At 44.9% G+C, this 20,992-nt stretch carries 18 protein-coding genes; 1 reads left to right on the top strand and 17 read right to left on the bottom strand.

Going from position 1 to position 20,992, the window contains the following annotated elements; translation table 11 throughout:
- Window positions 1–54 precede the first annotated feature (54 nt).
- Window positions 55–1,494 carry a cardiolipin synthase gene (cls, locus tag EC604_RS05925; RefSeq protein WP_123063245.1) on the bottom strand — a complete coding sequence of 480 codons (1,440 nt, stop codon included), beginning with the start codon at window positions 1,492–1,494 and terminating at the stop codon, window positions 55–57.
- A 318-nt stretch (window positions 1,495–1,812) separates the two neighbouring features.
- On the opposite strand from cls, the gene EC604_RS05920 reads away from it, so the two are divergent.
- Window positions 1,813–3,165 (top strand): hemolysin family protein, encoded by a 1,353-nt coding sequence (locus EC604_RS05920; protein WP_123063244.1) that lies wholly within the window; start codon window positions 1,813–1,815, stop codon window positions 3,163–3,165.
- Between the two features lie 189 nt (window positions 3,166–3,354).
- On the opposite strand, the gene EC604_RS05915 is transcribed toward EC604_RS05920, so the two are convergent.
- The 16 genes from EC604_RS05915 to EC604_RS05840 form a co-directional block, all read right to left on the bottom strand.
- Window positions 3,355–4,428 (bottom strand): AI-2E family transporter, encoded by a 1,074-nt coding sequence (locus EC604_RS05915; RefSeq protein WP_240036675.1) that lies wholly within the window; start codon window positions 4,426–4,428, stop codon window positions 3,355–3,357.
- Window positions 4,429–4,574: 146 nt separating this feature from the next.
- Window positions 4,575–5,363 (bottom strand): ABC transporter permease, encoded by a 789-nt coding sequence (locus tag EC604_RS05910; protein WP_123063242.1) that lies wholly within the window; start codon window positions 5,361–5,363, stop codon window positions 4,575–4,577.
- Window positions 5,356–6,267: an ABC transporter ATP-binding protein gene (locus EC604_RS05905; RefSeq protein ID WP_123063241.1), complete on the bottom strand. Its 912-nt coding sequence runs from the start codon at window positions 6,265–6,267 to the stop codon at window positions 5,356–5,358. Before EC604_RS05905 ends, EC604_RS05910 begins: the two co-directional genes overlap by 8 nt.
- Window positions 6,268–6,842: 575 nt before the next feature.
- The gene (locus EC604_RS05900; protein WP_123063240.1) at window positions 6,843–7,355 is read right to left on the bottom strand and encodes a hypothetical protein; all 513 of its coding nucleotides are present in this window, start codon (window positions 7,353–7,355) and stop codon (window positions 6,843–6,845) included.
- Between the two features lie 99 nt (window positions 7,356–7,454).
- A complete protein-coding gene (locus tag EC604_RS05895) occupies window positions 7,455–7,925 on the bottom strand; it encodes a VanZ family protein (RefSeq protein ID WP_151458053.1) in 471 nt (156 codons plus the stop codon).
- Window positions 7,926–8,033: 108 nt separating this feature from the next.
- Complete coding sequence (locus EC604_RS05890; RefSeq protein ID WP_123063238.1) at window positions 8,034–8,951, bottom strand: LCP family protein; 918 nt, start codon at window positions 8,949–8,951, stop codon at window positions 8,034–8,036.
- 41 nt (window positions 8,952–8,992) lie between these two features.
- Window positions 8,993–10,324, bottom strand: a complete 1,332-nt coding sequence (locus EC604_RS05885; protein ID WP_123063237.1) for a UDP-glucose dehydrogenase family protein — start codon at window positions 10,322–10,324, stop codon at window positions 8,993–8,995.
- Window positions 10,321–11,709, bottom strand: a complete 1,389-nt coding sequence (locus EC604_RS05880) for a sugar phosphate nucleotidyltransferase (protein ID WP_123063236.1) — start codon at window positions 11,707–11,709, stop codon at window positions 10,321–10,323. The genes EC604_RS05885 and EC604_RS05880 overlap by 4 nt, the downstream gene beginning before the upstream one ends.
- Before the next feature lie 54 nt (window positions 11,710–11,763).
- Entirely contained in the window at window positions 11,764–12,756 is a 993-nt protein-coding gene (locus EC604_RS05875; protein ID WP_123063235.1) for a polysaccharide pyruvyl transferase family protein, read from the bottom strand.
- Window positions 12,722–14,101 carry a lipopolysaccharide biosynthesis protein gene (locus tag EC604_RS05870; RefSeq protein WP_240036674.1) on the bottom strand — a complete coding sequence of 460 codons (1,380 nt, stop codon included), beginning with the start codon at window positions 14,099–14,101 and terminating at the stop codon, window positions 12,722–12,724. The genes EC604_RS05875 and EC604_RS05870 overlap by 35 nt, the downstream gene beginning before the upstream one ends.
- 5 nt (window positions 14,102–14,106) lie before the next feature.
- Window positions 14,107–15,003 (bottom strand): glycosyltransferase, encoded by an 897-nt coding sequence (locus tag EC604_RS05865; protein WP_123063233.1) that lies wholly within the window; start codon window positions 15,001–15,003, stop codon window positions 14,107–14,109.
- The gene (locus EC604_RS05860; protein WP_123063232.1) at window positions 15,000–16,202 is read right to left on the bottom strand and encodes a glycosyltransferase family 4 protein; all 1,203 of its coding nucleotides are present in this window, start codon (window positions 16,200–16,202) and stop codon (window positions 15,000–15,002) included. The genes EC604_RS05865 and EC604_RS05860 overlap by 4 nt, the downstream gene beginning before the upstream one ends.
- 44 nt (window positions 16,203–16,246) lie before the next feature.
- Window positions 16,247–17,392, bottom strand: a complete 1,146-nt coding sequence (locus EC604_RS05855) for a glycosyltransferase family 4 protein (RefSeq protein WP_161556865.1) — start codon at window positions 17,390–17,392, stop codon at window positions 16,247–16,249.
- Between the two features lie 36 nt (window positions 17,393–17,428).
- On the bottom strand, window positions 17,429–18,511 hold the full coding sequence (locus tag EC604_RS05850) for a glycosyltransferase family 4 protein (RefSeq protein ID WP_161556864.1): 1,083 nt from the start codon (window positions 18,509–18,511) through the stop codon (window positions 17,429–17,431).
- A 1-nt stretch (window position 18,512) separates the two neighbouring features.
- A complete protein-coding gene (locus EC604_RS05845) occupies window positions 18,513–19,682 on the bottom strand; it encodes a glycosyltransferase (protein ID WP_123063229.1) in 1,170 nt (389 codons plus the stop codon).
- The gene (locus EC604_RS05840; protein WP_123063228.1) at window positions 19,679–20,992 is read right to left on the bottom strand and encodes an O-antigen ligase family protein; all 1,314 of its coding nucleotides are present in this window, start codon (window positions 20,990–20,992) and stop codon (window positions 19,679–19,681) included. The genes EC604_RS05845 and EC604_RS05840 overlap by 4 nt, the downstream gene beginning before the upstream one ends.

The following is a 20,992-nucleotide window of genomic DNA, read 5'->3' as shown; positions in this document are numbered from 1 at the left end:
AGAAGATAAATTCAAAAAAAGTGAATTTATCTTCGGAAATCTGCCCTAAATCAGCTAAAGAAGCGGAGAAAGCATGCGAGAAAGCATTTCAGCCCCTTTTTGCAGCCGTGAACGATGTTGGAATGCGAAGGTATCTATTTGGCTGCACTCCTCTAGATCACGTTCAAAATCATGCAGCAGACGATGGATCGCAGAGCTTTCAAACAATACAGCCGTCAATTCAAAATTATAAAAGAAACTGCGCATGTCCATGTTGGCCGTGCCTACTGTTGCCAATAATTCATCAACGATCATTACTTTGGCATGCACGAAACCTTTGCGGTATTGATAAAATTTCACACCGGCACGAAGCAACTCTTCAACATAAGAAAGCGATGCCAGATGCACTAGCCGTGAATCGGACTGATACGGAATAACAATTCGCACATCCACCCCACTGACTGCGGCGGTCTTGAGAGCCTCGTAAAGAGCTGGATCAGGAATGAAATACGGGGTGGTAATGTATATACGTTCGCAGGCTACTGAAATTGCACCAAAACACATCTCCTGAATGGCATCCCAATCCTGATCGGGTCCGCTGCCTAAAATCTGAATCCGTTCTCCGCCGCTGCAAATATGGGGTGGAAACAATTCTCCGAGCTGCGGCTCCATGATCCGTTTTCCCGAGGCCAGCTTCCAGTCGTTAAGAAACGTGCTTTGCAGGAAATAGACAGCATCTCCTTCAATCTGCACATGGGTATCTCGCCAAAATCCGACCTCCGGGTATTGACCCAGATAGTCATCTCCGACGTTAATACCGCCCACAAAACCAACCTTCCCATCCACAACTACAATTTTACGGTGGTTTCGGTAATTGACTCTGCGATCAATCGTCGCAATGAGCGGCGGCAGAAAAAAATGAAACTCAACACCCGCATCTTGAAGCTTGCGGATAAAACTCCAGCTCAGGTTATGACTGCCAAGCCCATCGCAAATGAACCTGACTTTAACTCCCTCCTGGGCTTTACGGATCATCACCTCTTGAAAGCGAGTACCGATCACATCATCTCTGAAAATATAGAACTCGACATGCAGATGGTGCTTCGCCTTCTCCATCTCTCTAAGCATAGCTGCAAAAGCCTCTTCCCCATTTGTGAGCACCTTGCTCCGGTTACATCCCGTAATCGGGCTCTCGGACAAATGGGTTAACAGGTTGAATAAACGGTGCTGGTGATTGTATCGATCCCCCGGCATTTGGGCAACCTCTTCTATAATGTGCGCCTGTTTCCAGATCGTTTCGCGCATCTCCCTGAAGATGCGAGACCCTCCCTTTCGCAGTTTTTTGCGTTTGCTGTAGTCCTGTGCCACGAAATAGTACACAACGAATCCGATTATAGGCACACAAAATAAGATGAACAACCAAGCCACTGCTTTGGCCGGATTGCGGAACTCCAGCAAAAGAATCGTAGCCGCTTGAAAAATAAAAACAAGTAAAATAATGAACAGCCAGAACATGCGGCCTCCCCCTTAGTGCATACGCTCTAATATTTTAATTATCTATTTTGTAATATTCCGTCATCTCGCTCACCAGCTTTGCCTTGTTTCATTCTAACCAGCTTTGACGATAATGTTCCCAGCTAATCATAGATACCCAATGTCGACCTTATTCGTAACGAATACTTAGATAAAACTTTACATAACCTAATTTCAACACCGTTTTGCATCTCTCCCTTTCCAGACTCTTCCTCTTTTCTTCGGTAAAGGTGGTCTTCTTACGTAAAATTAGATATAATACTCGTTAAAACTTATTACATAAAAGGAGAAGAGTAGTGAATGGACAGTGAGAGGTATGCGTTAAATTTGGTTTTGGTTGCATTTTTGATAGGGTTATCGGCATTTTTCGTGGCAGTGGAGTTCGCACTGGTACGGGTTCGTCCGAGCCGGATCGATCAAATGATTGCAGAAGGGAACAAACGGGCGCTCGCTGTAAAACAGGCCGTCGCCAATCTGGACGGATATCTGTCTGCTTGTCAGCTCGGGATTACAATTACGTCTCTCGGACTAGGCTGGCTCGGTGAACCCACGGTAGAGAAAATCCTGCATCCGGTGTTCGAAAGCATGAGTATCCCAGATGCACTCTCTTCATTCTTGTCATTTGTCATTGCCTTTGTTGCGATCACCTATTTACACGTTGTTGTGGGTGAGCTTGCACCCAAAACGATAGCGATCCGCAAAGCCGAGACTGTCGCACTGCTGACGTCTGGCCCTATCATCTTGTTTAACCGAGTGATGTATCCTTTTATCTGGCTGTTAAACGGCTCTGCGAACCAACTGGTCAAATTGTTTGGCATCAAGCCTGCTTCAGAACATGAAGACGCGCACTCCGAAGAAGAGCTCCAGATCATTATCAATGAGAGCTTTGAGAGTGGTAAGATCAATCAGGCTGAATTTGGGTATGTTAGCCGAATTTTTGCATTTGATGAGATGTTGGCCAAAGAGATCATGGTTCCCCGGACTGATATGGTCTGCCTTTATCTAAATAAAACGAACGAAGAAAATCTCGAAATTATTCGTGAAGAACAATACACTCGTTTTCCAGTCGTTAATGAGAGTAAAGACGATATTATCGGTATCATTAATACGAAACAATTTTTCTTAGAACTGTATGGTAATGATGAACCTGTCGACCTGTCTTCCCTAATTCAGCCCGTGTCGGCCGTTCATGAGACAACCCCGGTAAAGGACCTTCTCAAAAAAATGCAGAAGGATGGCGTGCATATTGCTGTTCTTGTCGACGAGTACGGGGGCACGTCGGGTATTGTAACGATTGAAGACGTACTGGAGCAGATTGTTGGTGAGATTCGCGATGAGTTCGACGCAGATGAAGAAGAAGAGATTCAGATCGTGAATGAGCATTATGTCATCATGGATGGTAAGGTTTCGCTGTCCAAGGTTAACGATATGTTCCTAGCTTCGCTTGATGCGGACGAGTGGGATACGATTGGTGGATGGCTCTACAGCCACCGTCCAGAGATGAATGAACAGGACGATTACGAATATGAGAATCTGACCTTCGTCCTGCTGGAAAAAGATAAAAATCGCTTCTACAAAGTCGCGGTCGTCCCGAAAGAACCACTGAACATGTCAGACTACACCGATGAAGACGAGAAAGAAAAAAATGTTTAATTTAAAAGGTCTGTCCACGTCATTACCGACATGGACAGACCTTTTCTTGATATTTACAGGTGAAGCATCTCAGGGCGCTCTCAAGTCATGATGGGTTATTTAGAGATATTACAAGCGAGCCCCCTCTTGTGTCATCCTGTACAGTCTACGTTTAGTATCACAGCCCAGCCAGACCTGTCTCGCCACACATTAGGCTTCTGCTCGATCTTCAACAATGCGATTCTGAATTTTCCTAAATATAATTTTAAGAATCATGTACAGCGGAATGATAATAATCATACCCAGAATGTTGCCCAGGTCGGCTCCAACGAGCAACAGGATCACCGTAGTCAACGGATGAATATCAAGTTGTTTGCCATATACATAAGGGGAGATCAGATTATCCTGAATCTGCTGTGCAACGACAATAATGATCAGAGACCAGAGTGCCATGGAAGGCGAGTCGATAAAAGCAACGATCACAACAGGAATCGCCGCCAGCAACGCTCCCACGTAAGGGATAAAGTTCAGGATAATAGAAACCACCGTTAATAATAATGCATAAGGCAACCCGATGAGAATAAAACCGATAAACATGAGAATGCCCAGCGCCACATTAACAATAACCCTACCTACAATATAATTACTCAGAGCCTCATCTATTTCGTGCACCGTTTCTTCCCCGTCTTTTCGATAATGTCTCGGCAATAACAGCGTTAGGTTGGTTCCAAATTTGCTGCCTTCCTTCAGCATGTAATAGAGCATAATCGGGAATGTCGCCAAGATAATGACCAGGTTGGACACAACAGAAAACAGACCAGAGACATAATCCGTAACTTGCGTAATTCCTTGACTTAAATACTCGGACAACCTGGTAAACAAGTCCGAATTCTCAGGCAGGTAACGAGCAAGAAAACGATTGTTTTCCAGTGCTTTAATCTGCTCTACAAGGGAAGAAACAAGCTTAGGTGTATTCTCGATAAAATTCCATAACTGCTCTCGCAACGAAGGCCACACGAGAACGCTGAATCCTGCGATGAGGAGTCCCACAACGACATAAATAATTAAGACAGACAGTGCCCTTTTGATTTTGTGCCGTTCCATGAAGTCTACGAGCGGACGCAATAGATAATAGAAAAATCCTGCGATCAGCAGCGGGATAATAATGATATGAATCAGCGAAGTGAGAGGGCGGAAAATAAAGTTGACTTTATCCCCCAAATACACGATCAGCAATAGTAAAATAATTGCCGTGCATATGCGGTAAAATTTGTTGTTAATCAAGAAACGTGATCCCCCCATGCGCTGCCATGCCAAAGTGACTGCGACGATAATATGATTTTAACCTTACAATTATTCTAACCTTACAATACCAGTATGTACCCTGAATAGACAGCCATGCCACATGCAAACAAAAAAAGAGGCAGGAGTTAACCTGCCACATCTCTTTTGTTAAATACTACCCAGGATATCACCATAAAGACGACATAATATACACCGAGAACGGCTAAGGAGAACCCCAGAGTCATCCCTTCACTTGGACCATTCATTAAGCCCATACCTGGTGAGTCCATATATTTACTCAGATCCATATTGTTGAACAGAACATATTTAGCCCATTCATAACGATCCGGATTGAAGATCAGTGAAAATATATTTTGCGTGAACATAATGAACAGGGACAGACCGATTGCAAGCGCACCCGAGCGAAATACAGAAGAAACCATAAAGGCAATCGCGAGTGTAATGAAAAGGTCGATATACAGATAGCTCCATCTCGTAAACGCATCGCCTGCCAGTACACCACTCTCTACCGAAACATCATGGGAAAACAGAATATAAGAACTGAGCATGGCCATACCAATGACCAATAGCGTACTTAATATGCTGAAGCCCACTACCGTCAGATATTTGGAAGCCAGAATTTTACTGCGTGACCATGGACGGATGAGTAACAGTTTGATGGTTCCCCACGTAAATTCCCCGGCCACCGATTCCGCTGCAACGACGACACAGAAAATCGTATTCAGGAAAAATGCGATCTGAACTGTTGTAACTGCCGGCTGCCAATACAGCACATCACTTGTCCCCATCCCCTGCTTCATTAACACGGGCATTAGCAGCGATATCAGAGCAAGGATAGCTAACATAACCCAGGTACGCACACGACGGAACACTTTCATATTTTCATTCAGCAGCAGATTGCCGAAACTACCCAATACCGCCACCTCCAGTCACTTGCAAGAATTGATCTTCCAACGTACGTGTCACACTGCGAATGCCGTAAACCTGCACACCTTCACGAACCAGCTTGGCATTGACATCAGGAATCTGTTCCCGTGAGAGAGACATCACGATAACCTTGCCCTGGATAACTGCCTCTCCCTCCATAAGTTGAACAGCACGTTCTGCATCATCTACTTCAAAAGCAACTTCGACTAGTGTATCTGAACCTTGTTCATCTCGCAGATTCCGAACATCAATCAGTTTACCGTTCTGAATGATAGCTACGGTGTCACACATCAATTCCATCTCGGACAATAGATGGCTTGAGACAAAGACTGTGATTCCCTCTTCATGGGTGAGAAGCCGCAAATAGTCCCTTAGTTCCCTTATCCCTTGAGGATCGAGACCGTTCGTTGGCTCATCCAGAACAAGCAACTTGGGTCTATGTAAGATAGCCTGTGCTACGCCAAGACGTTGACGCATACCCAAAGAATAGGTTTTTACCTTGTCATGAATCCGCGCTGTCAGGCCTACACGTTCAATCGTCTCTGCAATACGTTCCTTGGTAACACCAGGTGACATACGGGCAAAATGCACCAGATTCTGATATCCGGTCAGAAACTTGTACATCTCCGGATTTTCCACAATCGCTCCTACCTGGGCTATCGCCTGTTCAAACTCATTTTTCACACTGTGTCCAGAGATGAAAATATCTCCTTTACTAATGGACATCAAACCTACCATCATTCGAATTGTTGTTGTCTTCCCCGCGCCATTCGGTCCTAAAAAACCAAAAACCTGCCCCGGAGAAATATCCAGGGTCAGGTCGCTGACCAATGATCGGGAGGAAATGATTTTACTGACGCCTTGAAGTCGGACGACCGGCTCCTGCTGCATTCAATCCTCTCCTTCATGGACGGGCTTATTTCATACCCGTTTCTCATATGAGCATAGTGTATCATAATCTTTAGTAAATTGTCCTGCAAACTGGGACTTACCTTCTCGTTTTGACTCAACTACACACGCTTCACAGCATCCAAGCGGCATTTCACTCCGGTAAAATCCAGTACGAAACACGTGATTGCCTCCATTGCCCTCTGACTTCTGGGCAGCGTCTCTAGCGACCGACACAATCATCCCACAACTGACACAGTAAAAGCGGCCCGTTTCATTCAATGGAATACCTTCCCCTCACAGGGAGTCTCTAGTCCCTGTTATTTGTCGTTAGACGCTGAAAATTGATACATTTTGTATCCTAATTCGTAATTTACTTGACACCAGGACTATTGTCAAGCTTTTTAAGCACAAAATTAGGTTGGAAATTCAAAAAAACGCTATAAACGCGACAAAAGTCTCGCATTTATAGCGCTTGATTAGGGACTAATGATACAATTCGGCGTGGTCAACCTCCAATTACATCACATCGTATGTAATATTTTCTTTTTTACTTTGATATTACATCCTATCGCGCCTCATGATGAAGTTTCGGTGTTGTGTTTCCTCTCATCTGGATAATACCATAGCAGCGTCCACTGCTTACCATCCTGCACAAGGTAACACATCTGAACAAGATCAAATTTTCCAAAGGTTCCGGAATACGTTTGTTTAACTTTTATTTTGTAAGCTTCGGAAAAGGGCTTTACGCCTTGAATGATCTCCACATCAAATTCCCGCTCCGGCGATTCCATCTCCAGTTCAAACGTCTGCACACCAAAATGTTGCATAAAGATGTGTGCTCTATTCTGCACATAGGCACTCTTCGGGAATCGCTCTTTCATTAGAGGATGAAAAAGCTCCCAAGAACTTCCGAAGTCACCCGTTTGCTCGTACTTGTAAAACTCCTCTGCCACAGCAGCAGCCTCTGTAGGCGCATCTGCACGAAACAACGCAGGTACACTTCGAATAATCAGCCACAGCAAAAGCACTACAAATAAAATAAGTCCGATTTTTTTGAGTAATGCATTACGATTTCTTCTTCGCAACATATTCCAGCCCCCTTGTCCTGCCTACCCCATATGTATGATGGTTTGCAAACAAGTAGAAGCCATGCTATACGTTTCCAACTGCATTTCCTGGGAAATCAATTATTTTCTCCTCACTAGAGTTCGAATTCCTGTGTAAATTGCAATACCACTGCATCCCCCAATCAAGTCTACACCCACATCACGAATTGAACTTGTGCGATTGGGACTGAACTGTTGAATGTACTCATCGATGGAGGCGATCATCACAACGATCATCAGCGCCACCGCAATGCATGTTATGACGCGCACCCGTTTGTAACGCAGACTGCCATAGATTAACACTGCGAGTACAGCGTAGACTAATAGATGCGCAGTCTTGCGAAAGAGGAATTCTACGAACGCATATGGTCTTTCTCTTAATGAATACTCGTGCCCATTATAAAACAGGTGCACATCGGGCAATGTAACCCCGATGTGCACCTGTTTGGTCAAACGCTGAAGCCACGGCTGAATATTTTGCTGTTGATAGGATTGGGAAGACATCAGCCAGATCATCACAATCCAGGCCCCAGCCAGCATTAGCCAAAACACAGTTCTATACGAACGATGTTTCCGTTGATGTTTTTGTTTTCTAGTTTCTCTTTCCTCCGCTTTCAGCAATATTCCCACCACTTTCCTTGCTGTTCACGAACGTTGCCTTTACGGCTCCAAATGTTGCTTTATTATTCCGTGAATGCGCTCCTTTTCCTTCTCACCTACGATATAATAATAAATACCGTTGATTTTCTCGCCCTTTCCCTTGATCTCTACCGTATCAATCTCTTCTAGGTCGCTACGATAATCGAGAAGTAGCTCTTTCATCTCGTCAAATGTCAGATCCGTTCTGACATGGGTACCTAGTTCATCCAGCATATTCTGAAGGTGAAGCACACTGGAGAATTGCATCGTATTTTTGAGCATCTGCTTCAGAACTTCCCGCTGACGATCATTCCGTCCCAAATCTCCCTTCGGATCATCATAACGCATTCTGGAGAACCCGAGTGCAGCCACACCATCCAGATGAATATTGCCTTGCTCATATCGTTGGCCCTCATAATCAAAAGCAAACGGGTTGTTTACATCCACACCCCCAACGAGATCAATGATTTTAGAAAACCCCTCCATATCTACTTTCATATAATAATGAATAGGAATTCCCAAAAATTGCTCCACTGTTGCCAGTGACATATCCACGCCACCAAAAGCGTAAGCATGATTGATCTTGTCTTCGGTGTTACGTCCTACAATTTCCGTTCTTGTATCTCGCGGAATATTAAACATCAACACTTTCTTTTTCCCCGGATTCACGCTAAGAACAATCATCGTATCCGAACGACCTCTGTCATTCTGGCGCTCGTCTACCCCTAGAATTAATGCATTAAAAGGCTCTTTACGATTGAGTTCAACCTGTTGTCCACCTCTCGCATCCGTTATCGAAACAGGCTGTACCGGATTACGAGGCTCATAGATCTGATCAGCAGTTGATTTAACCGATTGATAGAGATAGATCGCATAACCGAATACAACGATGATCAAAAGGGAAACGATCCATGCCGTCCATTTCATCCACTTTTTCATGGGGATCTTCCTCACTCATATTGTTAATATTCACTGGCAGATTAGATAATTGCTGTCGCTTTCCCTTCCAGCTTCACAAGACCTGGACGTCCGACAGAATAATAGTGGAAGGCAGATGCTTGAATCTGCTCAGCACTATACACATTACGACCATCAATCATCACAGGCTCCTTCATCGTTTGGGCTAAGGTTGTCAGATCAACCTGGGCAAACTCCTTCCATTCTGTCAGCACACATAGTGCATCCGCGTCTTGAGCAGCATGAAGCGGGCTATCCTCCCACGAAATAGAGGCAATGTCGATCTCTTTACGGAAGTTATCCGTTGCAATCGGGTCGTAAGCTTTGACCGTTGCTCCGGCATCAATAAGATGTTGAACAATATCAATGGCCGGTGCGTCTCGCACATCATCCGTATCCGGTTTAAAGGCGAGTCCCCAGATGGCAATCGTTTTTCCTGCGAGTGACCCTAGCGCTTCCTGAAGCTTGTAGATGACTTGCATGCGTTGGTCCTGATTGACTTGCACCACGGATTTCAATAGTCTGAAATCATAATCCACCATACCTGCTATCTGAATCAGTGCCTGTGTATCTTTAGGAAAACAAGAGCCGCCATAACCGATACCTGCCTTCAAAAAAGCAGACCCGATGCGTTTATCGTACCCCATGCCTTCTGCAACACGTGTAACATCGGCGCCAACTTTCTCACAAATATTCGAAATTTCATTAATAAAAGATATTTTGGTTGCCAGAAATGCGTTGGATGCGTATTTAATCATCTCCGCTGAGCGGATATCTGTAATAATCAGGTTGCTTGTTAAGGGCCGATGAAGTTTCTTTAACGTCTGGATGGCCCGTTCACTGCTGGTGCCGATGACAATCCGGTCGGGGTTAAGCGTATCCTTGATTGCGGAGCCTTCTCGCAAAAACTCGGGAACAGAGGCCACGTCGAATGGCTGGGAGGATATGTTGCGAATCAGATCGCGGATACGGTCATTGGTACCTACAGGAACTGTACTTTTGGTCACGATAATTTTGTAGCTTTCGAGATGTGTACCAATTTCGTATGCTACTTGCTCTACATAACTAAGGTTGGCCTCGCCATTTGGCAGAGAAGGTGTACCCACGGCAATAAAGACAATATCTGATTGGTGTATCGCCTCACCGATGTTTGAAGTGAAAGCCAGTTTACCTGCTTGCATATTGGAAGTCATCAACTCTTTAAGACCAGGTTCGTAGATCGGAACGATGCCCTCATTCAGCATTTGTACTTTTTCCTCATTGTTATCTACACAGATCACCTGATTTCCAATCTCCGAAAAACAAACCCCTGATACCAGGCCCACATAACCTGTTCCAATCACCGCAATATTCATCTTGTTTTCCCCCAATTCACGCAATTTTGGATAATATCTTCCCATTCCATCTCAACGCGAACGATGTCCTCTTCCACCAGTTCACTGCCCATCTGCACCTCAATAATTTCGAGTTCGGTCAACGCTTTGACACTGTGTTTCCCCCCTGCCGGAATCACAATGACATCTCCTTGATGGAGCGGTCTGAGCTCGCCGTCCATAATGAATTCACCTTCTCCTGAGACAACGGTCCATACTTCATTTCGTTTGAGATGGTACTGGTACGAAAAGTTTTTATGGGGCTCGATGATGATGCGTTTGGTTAATACTTCTTCGCCTTTTTTATTGCGTGTGTAATCAAGCACTCTGTAACAGCCCCAGCGACGTTCTTCATACATGGGGCGCTCAGCGCTGTCTTTCAACAATTCTTTGATCTGAGGACTAGCCTCTTTTTCACTGACGAGAATGCCATCAGGACTTGTTGCCACGATCAAGTTGGATACTCCCAGCACACAGACCGGAATGTTTAATTCATTAATCAAATGTGTGTTCACCGTGCTGTTCGTCATGACACCCTTGCCCACAATATTGGTACTCATCTCGTCTGTCAGCGTGTTCCATGTACCAAGGTCTTTCCAATACCCCTCATAAGGTGTAACCACAATATGCTCAGCCTTCTCCACCACCTGATAATCAAAGCTGATTTTCTGCAATCTCCCGTATTGTTTCAGCATTTCTTCATACTGGATGGGCAGTTCAAGCGAGATGAGCAGATTGATCAAATAGTTGAGTTTGAATGCAAAAACCCCGCAATTCCAAAGGGCAGATTGTTCGATCATCTCTGCCGCTTCAGCTTCACGGGGTTTCTCTTGAAAACGGGATACTTTAGCATAACGTTGTTCTTCTTTGGTTTCAGACCGCTCTGGAATGATGTAACCATACTTTTCCGAAGGATGCGTTGGCTTCACTCCAATTAACGCAAGCTCCGCACCGGAGTCATCTAATATGTCCTCAAGCTCTGTTACCTTATAAAAAAAAGACTCCTCCACATAGGGATCAACCGGAAGCATCGCTACCGTTTCATTTAAGCTGGCTCCCTGCACGGAATATAAATATACAGCCGCCAAGGCGATTGCAGGAAAGGTATCTCTTCGTTCAGGCTCAACGACCAGATCCACTTCATACCCCAACTGACTTCGCAAAATCTCCACCTGAGGTTTGCTCGTTGCAATCGTTGCTTGTTCGCTCAGCCCCGTATGCTTCAATTGTCTCCATACGCGCTGTACCATGGATTCCGTCTGCCCATCCTCACCTTCAAGCACTTTCAGGAATTGTTTAGATCTCGTGTCGTTGGACAAAGGCCATAATCGCTTACCCGATCCACCGGAGAGAAGTACGATTCTCAATGCAACCACTCCACTCTATATATTTTAAGATGATACGGGACAACTTCTCGTTCGTTACACGGTTACCGTTGATTCCATATACTTAGGCACGGGTGGAGCACTCGCCTTGGAAGAAGAGTCCATATTGGCTGTGTTCACTTCATGTGTCCATATCCGGTAATATCCCGAATTTTTCCCATAAGAGTTATCAATTAATAGGTTAGGCTTCGCCATTAGACAAGACAGGATGTGACCATGTAACCTGGATGTGTGAATCATGCGATAATTCGAGAAGCAGCGTATAGCCTTATTCACAAGGTAGTCGCTATATTTCATCCATATGAATTGGGAAATGGCTCGCGAAGCAGGTTTCTTTAATCCTTTACTGATATAGTAGATTAGCTTTCGCTCGTACTTGTTATACAATGTGGGCCAATCCAGGTAATCTCCATCTAATATCGAGTCCGTTTGCTCTGCATTTTTCTCAATATCGGTTCTAAAAAAATGAAGTTCCTCACTGGTTGGTGTTCGCTTAACTTCGATAGGCCAAAGCTGATGTGCCATATCTGGAAGAAGCTTTACGTGACAATGTTGGAAGTACGTCGTAGCCAGTTGAAGAGATGACTCATCCCGTACATACAAGTGGAGATCCTTGTGCTGGTTAAAAAGATCAGCGGTTTTGTGAATATTGGATTCTTCTTTATAAAAAATAGTTTGCGGCAAAATAACGACTCTGTGCCTAGGATAATTTTTAACAATTGATTCTCTCACGTTCTGGTGAGCATCATACAAATCTCCGAAATTACCTCCCCCGCTAAGAACGATGATATGATCATCGGGGATGCGAATGTTCTCATGAAAGTCATGCACACTGTATCTTGCAGAAACCCTGATGTTATTGCTTTTAAAAAAGGCTTCCGCTCCCTTCATAATTAGTATATCGCCACCGTTACTATAGACCGGATAATCAATGTAGTAAATCTTCGAATGAGGAGGTACAACCTCAAGGATCGATTCAAGTCGTTTTTTCAACTCATCCATGGGATGAATCTTTTGCACGTTTGACATCTCTTCTGGCTCCTTTAATAAGATTTTTTTCTCTCCATTTTTGCTTGAGGAAGGCCATATCTTCATTGTTATACAACATTTTGTGCATCGGCATTTTGAAAATAATCGTTACGGATATTAACGACATCAGCATACGGACAAAGGAACCAAGTAACAACGCCAGCCCTAAACCGTATAGCCCGAACATCGGTGTAAGCACAAAAAACAACGTGATCGTCACAGCAAGCGCAATGACCTGCCGAAGCACGATAACGCCGGGTCTCCCCAGCGCATTAAATGCGGAAGCCAGAATCCATGATCCTCCGCCAACAATACACTCCAGAGATAACAGATAAAATACACCGCTGGCCTCCAGAAATTCCGGGCCAAACAACAAACCAATAAAAAAACGACCAATCAGCATACTCGGTATGATGATGATCGTCATAAGTACCATACTAATGCGAAAAGCTCTGCCAACAAGAGACAACACCTGTTGCTGCTCCATGCCGGCTACCTTTGGAAAAATGACATTGGTGATTGCCGTCTGCACAACATTAAACATACGTGACAGGGCAAACACAACCGAATATAATCCGAAATCTTTGGGCGTCAGCAGAGCCAAAATAATAATTTTGTCAAACTGGCTATACAACGTGCCCAGCAGCTCTACACCATATACACGAAGGCCATAGCTGAATAAATGAATCCCTGTTCGAATCTGAGCTACCAGCTTGCTGACGGAACTGAATATTTGCTGACGCATCGCAATCATATAACAGGTCAATACCAGTATAGTGCTGGCTAAGCTGATCATAATGGCTCTTTCCACGGTTAATACCTGGGCTATCCACAATAGTACCAATCCTACCAGATTCAATAAGGGAGCCAGCAAGCGCGACAGATTATAAATATGGAACTTGTCGGTTCCTTGTGCGGCGGCTGCAAGCACACCCATGAACAGCATCACTGGAACCATGGATACGGTATACCATCGTGCAATAGTAATGACAGATTCTGAATATCCAGATAACCAGACAGGGATACCAAACCAACTAATCAACCCGGCGATGATACTAATCGGAATCTGAACGGCAAAACTCATACTGATATAAACAGGGAGTTGCTGACTGTTCTTTTTGACATTGTAAATTAACGAAGTGGGCAGGCCAAATGCGGCCAAACCCGAAATGAATGCAGGCCAAAATAAAACGGCAGCGAGTTCCCCTTTCCCCGTCGCTCCGAACATACGGGCTGTAATAATTGAGGTTAACGTGGTCACAGCCATAATGAGAATATTCGCCATGCTGGTCATGACAATGGTCTGAATAATGCTTCGCTGCCTTGGTTTTCGGGCAATCGCCATGTTCATCAGGTGTTCAGCCCTCTGCCATTTCGGAGAGACCCTACAATCGTGCCGTTCCGATAAGATATTTTGACTAATTGGCTCATGACCTTCTGTACATTATTCATATATAACAACATCATCAGCCCTGCTTGTGCAATTCGAACAATATGTTTGAACACACCCCAGCCGCTCTTGTTGTAACGTGTTGCATCACTGATTCCCTGCCAATACATGCGCCGCAAGAGCCAGCGTTTATTTAATCTGCTTTTGGAAATTTTGTGCTGTACTGACCCATATGGCGTATAAAATATGGCGTATTTCTCTCGAATTCTGCTGATGAGTTCACTCTCTTCGCTTGAAAGCAAATTATTTCCTACACGCCCTAAGTCTTCGCGAAACGGCTCAATGGAATCAAACACGCTTTTTCGAAAAGACACATTTGCCCCAAAGGGGAAATAGGGCGGCTTCATCTCGGTAACCTGATCCGAAAAGTCCATCAACGTATACAGGCCTATAATCTCATCTGGAATCCAATCTGGCTTGCCGCCTTCCCAGATCGGATCAATTTTTCCGCCTACACAGCCAATCCGCTCATCCCGTTCGAACACCTGAATGACTTCACGAATCCAGGAAGAAGAGGCCAGCGCATCATCGTCCAGAAACATGATAAATTCTCCTTGCGCTTCTCGAATGCCACGGTTCCTAGCATAAGATAGACCAAGCCTACTTTCAAAGATGTAGCGAACTTGATTAGGCCAATCGGCATTCTGAAATAATTCCTTGGTGTTATCTTTGGAGTTATTATCGATAACCAGTACTTCAAATTCAATATCATGATCCTCTTGAGCTAGAACACTTTGGACAGCTTCAACGGTATCCTTCGCTCTGTTATGTGTACATATGACTACCGATGCTCTCATAATTCCACCTCAATGCTTTGTTTTCGTTTCATTCTTCCAGCATGGCTTCCACTGTGTTTTAAGTAGTCTTCGTAGCTCTCCAAATAGGTAAGAGACATCTTCTTCCAATCATTTCGAAGAGCCACTTCTCTGGATACCTTGCCCATCTCATTCAAATAGGCTTTATCCTGCATTAACGTGTTGAGAATGACTGCCAGCCCATCTACATCATTGGCATCTTGCAAAATGACACCGGGAGGGATACTTTTATGATCGTTCTTGATCATTTCAGTTACTCCCGACTCCTTCGTGATAACAACAGGAATACCTGAGGCAAGAGCCTCCAACACGACCAAACTGCAAGCCTCATAACGCGAGGGGAAAATAAAAAGATCCACATTGCGCATGAGATACCCCATATCTTTCCGATAGCCCAGAAAATGGACCCGATCTTCTATGTTTAAGTCTTTAGCCATTTGAGGATAAATACTTCGATCTGTAGATCCCGCCACAACGAGTTCTAACTCAGGTACAGACACCATCGATTTCAATACCGTATCCAGATTCTTTCTCGGACTGCTAATATCACCTGCAAATAAACCTACGACTCGGCCGGAGTTAATATCCATTCTGCTCTTCTCTCCAGCATCACTGGGGTAAAATTCATGGACATCCACTCCATTATGAATAACCTGCACCTTATCGGGATGCGTGCCTAATTGAATCAATTCATGCTTTACTTTCTCGGAAACCGCAATGATTCTGCCACTTTTACGAAAGGCGAATCGTTCCAGATACGCATTCACCAGCGTGTACAGACCAAAATACCATCGTTTCCATGAGCGGTGTACACGGAAGCTATGTACGGGGGATTTTATCCATGTACTGTGCACAAAGTGAACCGCATTGATGTCCCCTCTAGCCCAGGTGATAAAACCATTGACCATCACAAGATCAACTTGCTTTGTTTTTCTTAATTGGCGAATAAGGGTGGCACTTTTGAAGGCAAATATTTGGTATCGTAACAGCTGGGGTAACTTGAGCGAAGGAAAAACTTTAATCCATGTAGCTCCCTCATATTCCAGGAGTTCCGGTTCCACCTCATTGGAGATCATAACAACTTCATGGCCTTGTCTTAGGGTTTCGATTGCAATCTCATAATTAACTCTGCCCTGACCCTCCCCTTTAACAACCCTGTGAGTAACGATACATATTTTCATCCTTAATCCTCCCCATTAGGACATGAAGATTGCGGCACTATCCATTAGGCCAATTGCTTCAACAACTGTCCGCGATGCGACCACAGACAATGATTGACCACCCAGTCGTACCCGTTATCCCCCATCGTTCTGGACAGTCCCTCGTCCGTCATTAATTGTTCGATACGCGTAGCAATCTCCTGATCATTAACCGGGTCTACGAGATAACCGGTGATAGTATCCTTCACGGCGTCGGGAATACCGCCACTGTTGCCTGCAATGACAGGTAACCGATAATAGTTGGCTTCCAGGAATACAATTCCGAACCCTTCCACATCACCCTTTTCCTTGATATCCCGACTTGGCATAATGAAGAGATCCGCACATTCATATAACTGATGAAGCTCCTGATCCGTCGTACGTCCTGTAAACACAACGACAGATTCGAGTCCATACTGAGTTACCAGTCGTTCGAGCTCTCCCTTATACGGCCCATCCCCGCAGATAACATACTTCAGATCAGGAATATGCGTAATAACCTGACTCACGGCTTTCAGTGTGACATCATGACCTTTGCGTTCCACAATTCGCGAGACGGTGATCATCACTTTTTTGCCATGCAGACCATACTTATCCCGTAAATCCCCCTGGCTCCCTGTATCCGCATTTAGCTTGTTCACGTTAAGTCCCGGTGGAATAATGACAATCTGAGGCTCCGAAATCCCCAGTTCCACCAGCTTCGACTTCGTATATTGGCTATTGGCAATCACCTTGTCCGCACGCTTCAGAATGAACAACAGAAGTGGGAACAATCGGCTATTAACCATCCCCATCACATCCAGGCCGTGAACGTAGGGGAAGTATTTTACTCTGAAAAGGAATTTCATCAACGGGCCAGCTAGGCCAACCGGGAATATATTCACAAAATGAATCTCATCTGTTTTTTTGCGCCATTTCAACAGAATCAGCTGCATGACCAGAACGAGCTGCGAGAGAATCATCAGCCATTTATTGGATTCTGAAAAAATCCGTTTCCGAATTATTTCAAAATCATGCTTCTGGTCAAACTGCTCTGACTCCGCGGTGTTATTTATTTTATTGGTCAGCACCGTTGTCTCTTCTGCCGGAATCTGTGATATAAGCCCGTAGGCATAATCATGAATCCCTCCCTTTTCAGGCGGGAAATCAATCGCGACAAACACTTTGTTCATAGCTTTATCTCCCTCACAACAATACATTTGGCATGCTTACACCGTGCTCATAATAATGCTGACTGTATCCTTGGCACATTTGTTCCAGGAGAAGAAGGCCGAGTGCTCTTTACCCTGAATGGACATTCGCTGTCCGAGCTCGGGATCAGACATCATCTCTACCAGACGTGAAGCTGCTTCCTGCGGGTGATGAGGATCAAAGTATAGTCCCGCCTCTCCGCACACTTCCGGGATCGAGCCGCGAGAAGACACGATAACCGGACAACCAAGCGCCATCGCCTCCAGTGGCGGTAAGCCAAACCCTTCGTACAAGGAGGGGAAAATAAAACCGGTGGCATGTTCGTAGAGCGCTTTTAACTCCTCATCCGTCACATACCCTACCCAATTCACACCTTCCGAATCGTTCACGGCATGATTGCTGAACACCTTACTGTTCTTGGACCCGACGATGACCACACTCAAATTTTGCGCTTTTACCTCAGGTAAAATGTCCAAGATCAGCTTAAAGTTTTTGTAAGGGTTCATTGTGCTTACGGCCAGTACATACGGGGATTTAATCCCATATTTCTCAAGTGTGCCTTGAGCCGCCTGCCTATGATGAATATGATCGATGCCCAGATGCGTAACGGATACTTTCTGCGCGGCAATTTTGCAATGCTGAATCAGCTCGCCTTTGGAGAAGTTAGATACGGTAATTACCTTTTTCGAAATCTTGCCTAAGCGCACCGTTAAGAACTGATACCAGGATCGAAATGCGAAGGAAAATGCTTTCGGATAACTGAATACGGAAGCATCATGGATCGTCACGACCTGATTGCGTTTGAATGCCGGGCCTGTGTTACACAGGTTAATCAGCAACCCTTTTTTCGCGTACAATGGCAACTCCAGCTGTTCCCACACATGTCCCTTCAATCTGCCAACAATCCGGTGCCGGATATGTTTCAGTTCAAGATGTGTAACCACATTCGCGGGTGAGAGCAGGCAAAACTCTACTTTCGTACCGTCTACTTCTCCAGCGTCAATCAAATTATCGATTTCCTTCACAAGTTCAATGGCATATCGCTGAACCCCGGTAACGGTCTGTGTCAGGAAACGGGCATTGATATAGATTGTATTCATGTTAATCTCCATTTCTCTTTGAAATTTCCAAACGGGAAGCCGGCCCGGCGGTTTGGAAGCTAACTTCTACATTTCTCGCTTCGTAATAGAGACTCACGAATTCCTCATTCATTCGATCCGAGCTGAACTTTTCTTTATACACCTGATGTCCCGCTTCACCCATGGCTGCCAGCGTTTCTTTGTCGAGCTGCATTAGTATCTCTCTCAACCCTTCGAGTCGTTCGAGTTCAAAGATGTAGCCATTCACGCCATGCGTCACCAGTTCTGGCAACGAGGCCCGATTGCTTGCGATGACGGGTTTGTGGTTTTTCATCGCTTCCAGCGCGACCAGGGGTAACCCTTCCCACCTGGAAGGCATAATGATCGCATCACACTGCTCGTAATAGTGATCAATCTCTGCATTATTGACCCACCCTAACCGGATCATATTGTCGGTAAAGATCCATTCGTTCTTTTCCAACACGCTGTCTCCGATGATGTATAACTGAATACGCTGCTGCAGCTCGGGATATTGCCTGAATGCGTCCAGCAACAGATCCAGTCCTTTCTGCCGATCGTATCTGCCCACAAACAAGAGCCGAATCATGCTGACCTGCTCTTCCTTCTCATGCTTCTGCACAATGACTTGCGACGACTCTTCGTCCTTGCGGGGCTTGCGATCACGCAGGCCACTGTATACGAATCGGGATTTGGCTGGAGACATGCCCATTCGAATCGATTGCTCCATCTCATATTTTGAAATGTTCACGATATAGTCTGTTTTGAATTCCAGTATCTTTTCAATCAAGAAATAAGCCTTTTTATGCAAAGGTTTGGTATCCATCAAAAAAGACCAGCCATGTGAGCAGTAGAAGATACTCGCTTTGCGCGGGGTGAAAAAAAACAAGCCCCTTGCGAGCATACCCGCAAATGAGCTGTGTACATGAATGATATCCGGCTCGATCCGCCGAATAGCTTGGTGAATCTGTCTCATCGCTGAGAAAAAGTGCTTTGGATGGCGCTTGTAGTTGTAACGAATAATATGTTCTGGCTCCAGATCAAAATCCTTGGCTGAGTTATAATCACTCATCAATACATAAACCTCAAACCGGTTACGCTGGTAGGACACCAGCTCGTTTACATACGTGGCTACACCACCGACCACATATTCTCCGATGTGCAAAATCTTCATATTCGCTCACCCGCTTTATATGGTATATCACCTGCATTACGATGCTGATATAGTGCCATGCCTATGAACATCCAGAAAAAAACGTTCGCAGGGAACAACTCAAGAACGTTGGTTGTCATACTTGCCGTAGCCACTCCTGCGCCGAGGGCTATAGCCACCTGAGGAAGTCTGGAAACTGCCGGGTAAGGTGAGGCATTCATTCGTCTAACCAGTGTGATCAACAGCCACATGAATAACATCAAAAAATAGACAAGCCCGATCCAGCCTGTCTGTTCGTACAAGGAAAAGTATTGGTTATCCACTGCAAAATTACTGGAGTTCAGACCCATCATATGTGTGCGCCGGCTGGCAGCACCAACCGAACCAATTCCGTTGCCGATCATGCCATTCATGGTGAATGGCGAGGTTAGGCTACTTCCCCATATCTGTAACCGATCCAGCAGGGATGAACTGGAGAGCAGATTTTTGGACTGTAGCAACCTGCCTCCGAAAAACACAACCGCTGGCAGTGTCAGAAAAACAACCGCCAGAACTAACATATTCTTTTTGCTGTACTTTCGAATCTGAAGTAAAAAAAGAACCACTTGATATACACACCAGAGTAATAAAGCTGATCGAATCGTAGATAAGAGCAAAAAACCGATCGTCAGCAACTGGATCATCAGGCGAAAGCTGCGATGTTTCACTGCCATCTTGGTATGCTCTGCAATGATGCCTGTCATTACCAATGCATACGCATAACCATCAGGCGAGTACGTAATGGAGGATAGACGCGGCACACCCTCAAGATAGTTTTTGATGTTTACGCCGTATACGAATCCCATAGTGATTAACTTTTCTATACCCAGCGCATATTGGGCGCACCATCCTGCAATGAGCATAATAAAAATAACCAGATTGGTTCTGGCAAATGCGTACATTCCACCCTGCTCGGCCATAAACATGCCTGCAAACAGCATCACCAGCGGTAAAAGCGTGATTTTGATTCCATAGACTAACGTGACCATGCTGGAACCGACAAGAACATTTAACGATCCGAGCACGATGAGGGAGGCCAGTATAAACAGGAATAGATTCAGAAAATGAATCTGCTGGCGATATACCCGGGCAAGCGTATATACCGCAAGCAGCAACATGCCTGCATCCTTTAACGAACGAATCACAATATTATCGACGTAGATCGAAACCAGGCCATAAATGGACAAATAAAGGAGTAAGACATGAATCAATATTATGATGGAAGAGGTAGGAGCAGCAGACCTCGCTTGAACTAATGATGACGATTTGACGTTCAGAGGATTCATGTACAT

It is taken from the genome of Paenibacillus amylolyticus (assembly GCF_003719335.1).
GTDB lineage: Bacteria > Bacillota > Bacilli > Paenibacillales > Paenibacillaceae > Paenibacillus > Paenibacillus amylolyticus_D.
The sequence above is the reverse complement of the archived record's forward strand: the minus strand, read 5'-3'. Positions and strand labels throughout refer to the sequence as shown.

What these genes read in the sequence shown, in the direction of transcription:
- EC604_RS05905 (WP_123063241.1), bottom strand. Translation starts at nt 6,267, where the DNA reads ATGCAGCAGGAGCCGGTCGTCCGACTTCAAGGCGTCAGTAAAATCATT.
- EC604_RS05855 (WP_161556865.1), bottom strand. Translation starts at nt 17,392, where the DNA reads ATGAACAAAGTGTTTGTCGCGATTGATTTCCCGCCTGAAAAGGGAGGG.
- EC604_RS05860 (WP_123063232.1), bottom strand. Translation starts at nt 16,202, where the DNA reads ATGAAAATATGTATCGTTACTCACAGGGTTGTTAAAGGGGAGGGTCAG.
- EC604_RS05870 (WP_240036674.1), bottom strand. Translation starts at nt 14,101, where the DNA reads ATGGCGATTGCCCGAAAACCAAGGCAGCGAAGCATTATTCAGACCATT.
- EC604_RS05865 (WP_123063233.1), bottom strand. Translation starts at nt 15,003, where the DNA reads ATGAGAGCATCGGTAGTCATATGTACACATAACAGAGCGAAGGATACC.
- EC604_RS05875 (WP_123063235.1), bottom strand. Translation starts at nt 12,756, where the DNA reads ATGTCAAACGTGCAAAAGATTCATCCCATGGATGAGTTGAAAAAACGA.
- cls (WP_123063245.1), bottom strand. Translation starts at nt 1,494, where the DNA reads ATGTTCTGGCTGTTCATTATTTTACTTGTTTTTATTTTTCAAGCGGCT.
- EC604_RS05885 (WP_123063237.1), bottom strand. Translation starts at nt 10,324, where the DNA reads ATGAATATTGCGGTGATTGGAACAGGTTATGTGGGCCTGGTATCAGGG.
- EC604_RS05845 (WP_123063229.1), bottom strand. Translation starts at nt 19,682, where the DNA reads ATGAAGATTTTGCACATCGGAGAATATGTGGTCGGTGGTGTAGCCACG.
- EC604_RS05890 (WP_123063238.1), bottom strand. Translation starts at nt 8,951, where the DNA reads ATGAAAAAGTGGATGAAATGGACGGCATGGATCGTTTCCCTTTTGATC.
- EC604_RS05840 (WP_123063228.1), bottom strand. Translation starts at nt 20,992, where the DNA reads ATGTACATGAATCCTCTGAACGTCAAATCGTCATCATTAGTTCAAGCG.
- EC604_RS05850 (WP_161556864.1), bottom strand. Translation starts at nt 18,511, where the DNA reads ATGAATACAATCTATATCAATGCCCGTTTCCTGACACAGACCGTTACC.
- EC604_RS05900 (WP_123063240.1), bottom strand. Translation starts at nt 7,355, where the DNA reads ATGTTGCGAAGAAGAAATCGTAATGCATTACTCAAAAAAATCGGACTT.
- EC604_RS05920 (WP_123063244.1), top strand. Translation starts at nt 1,813, where the DNA reads ATGGACAGTGAGAGGTATGCGTTAAATTTGGTTTTGGTTGCATTTTTG.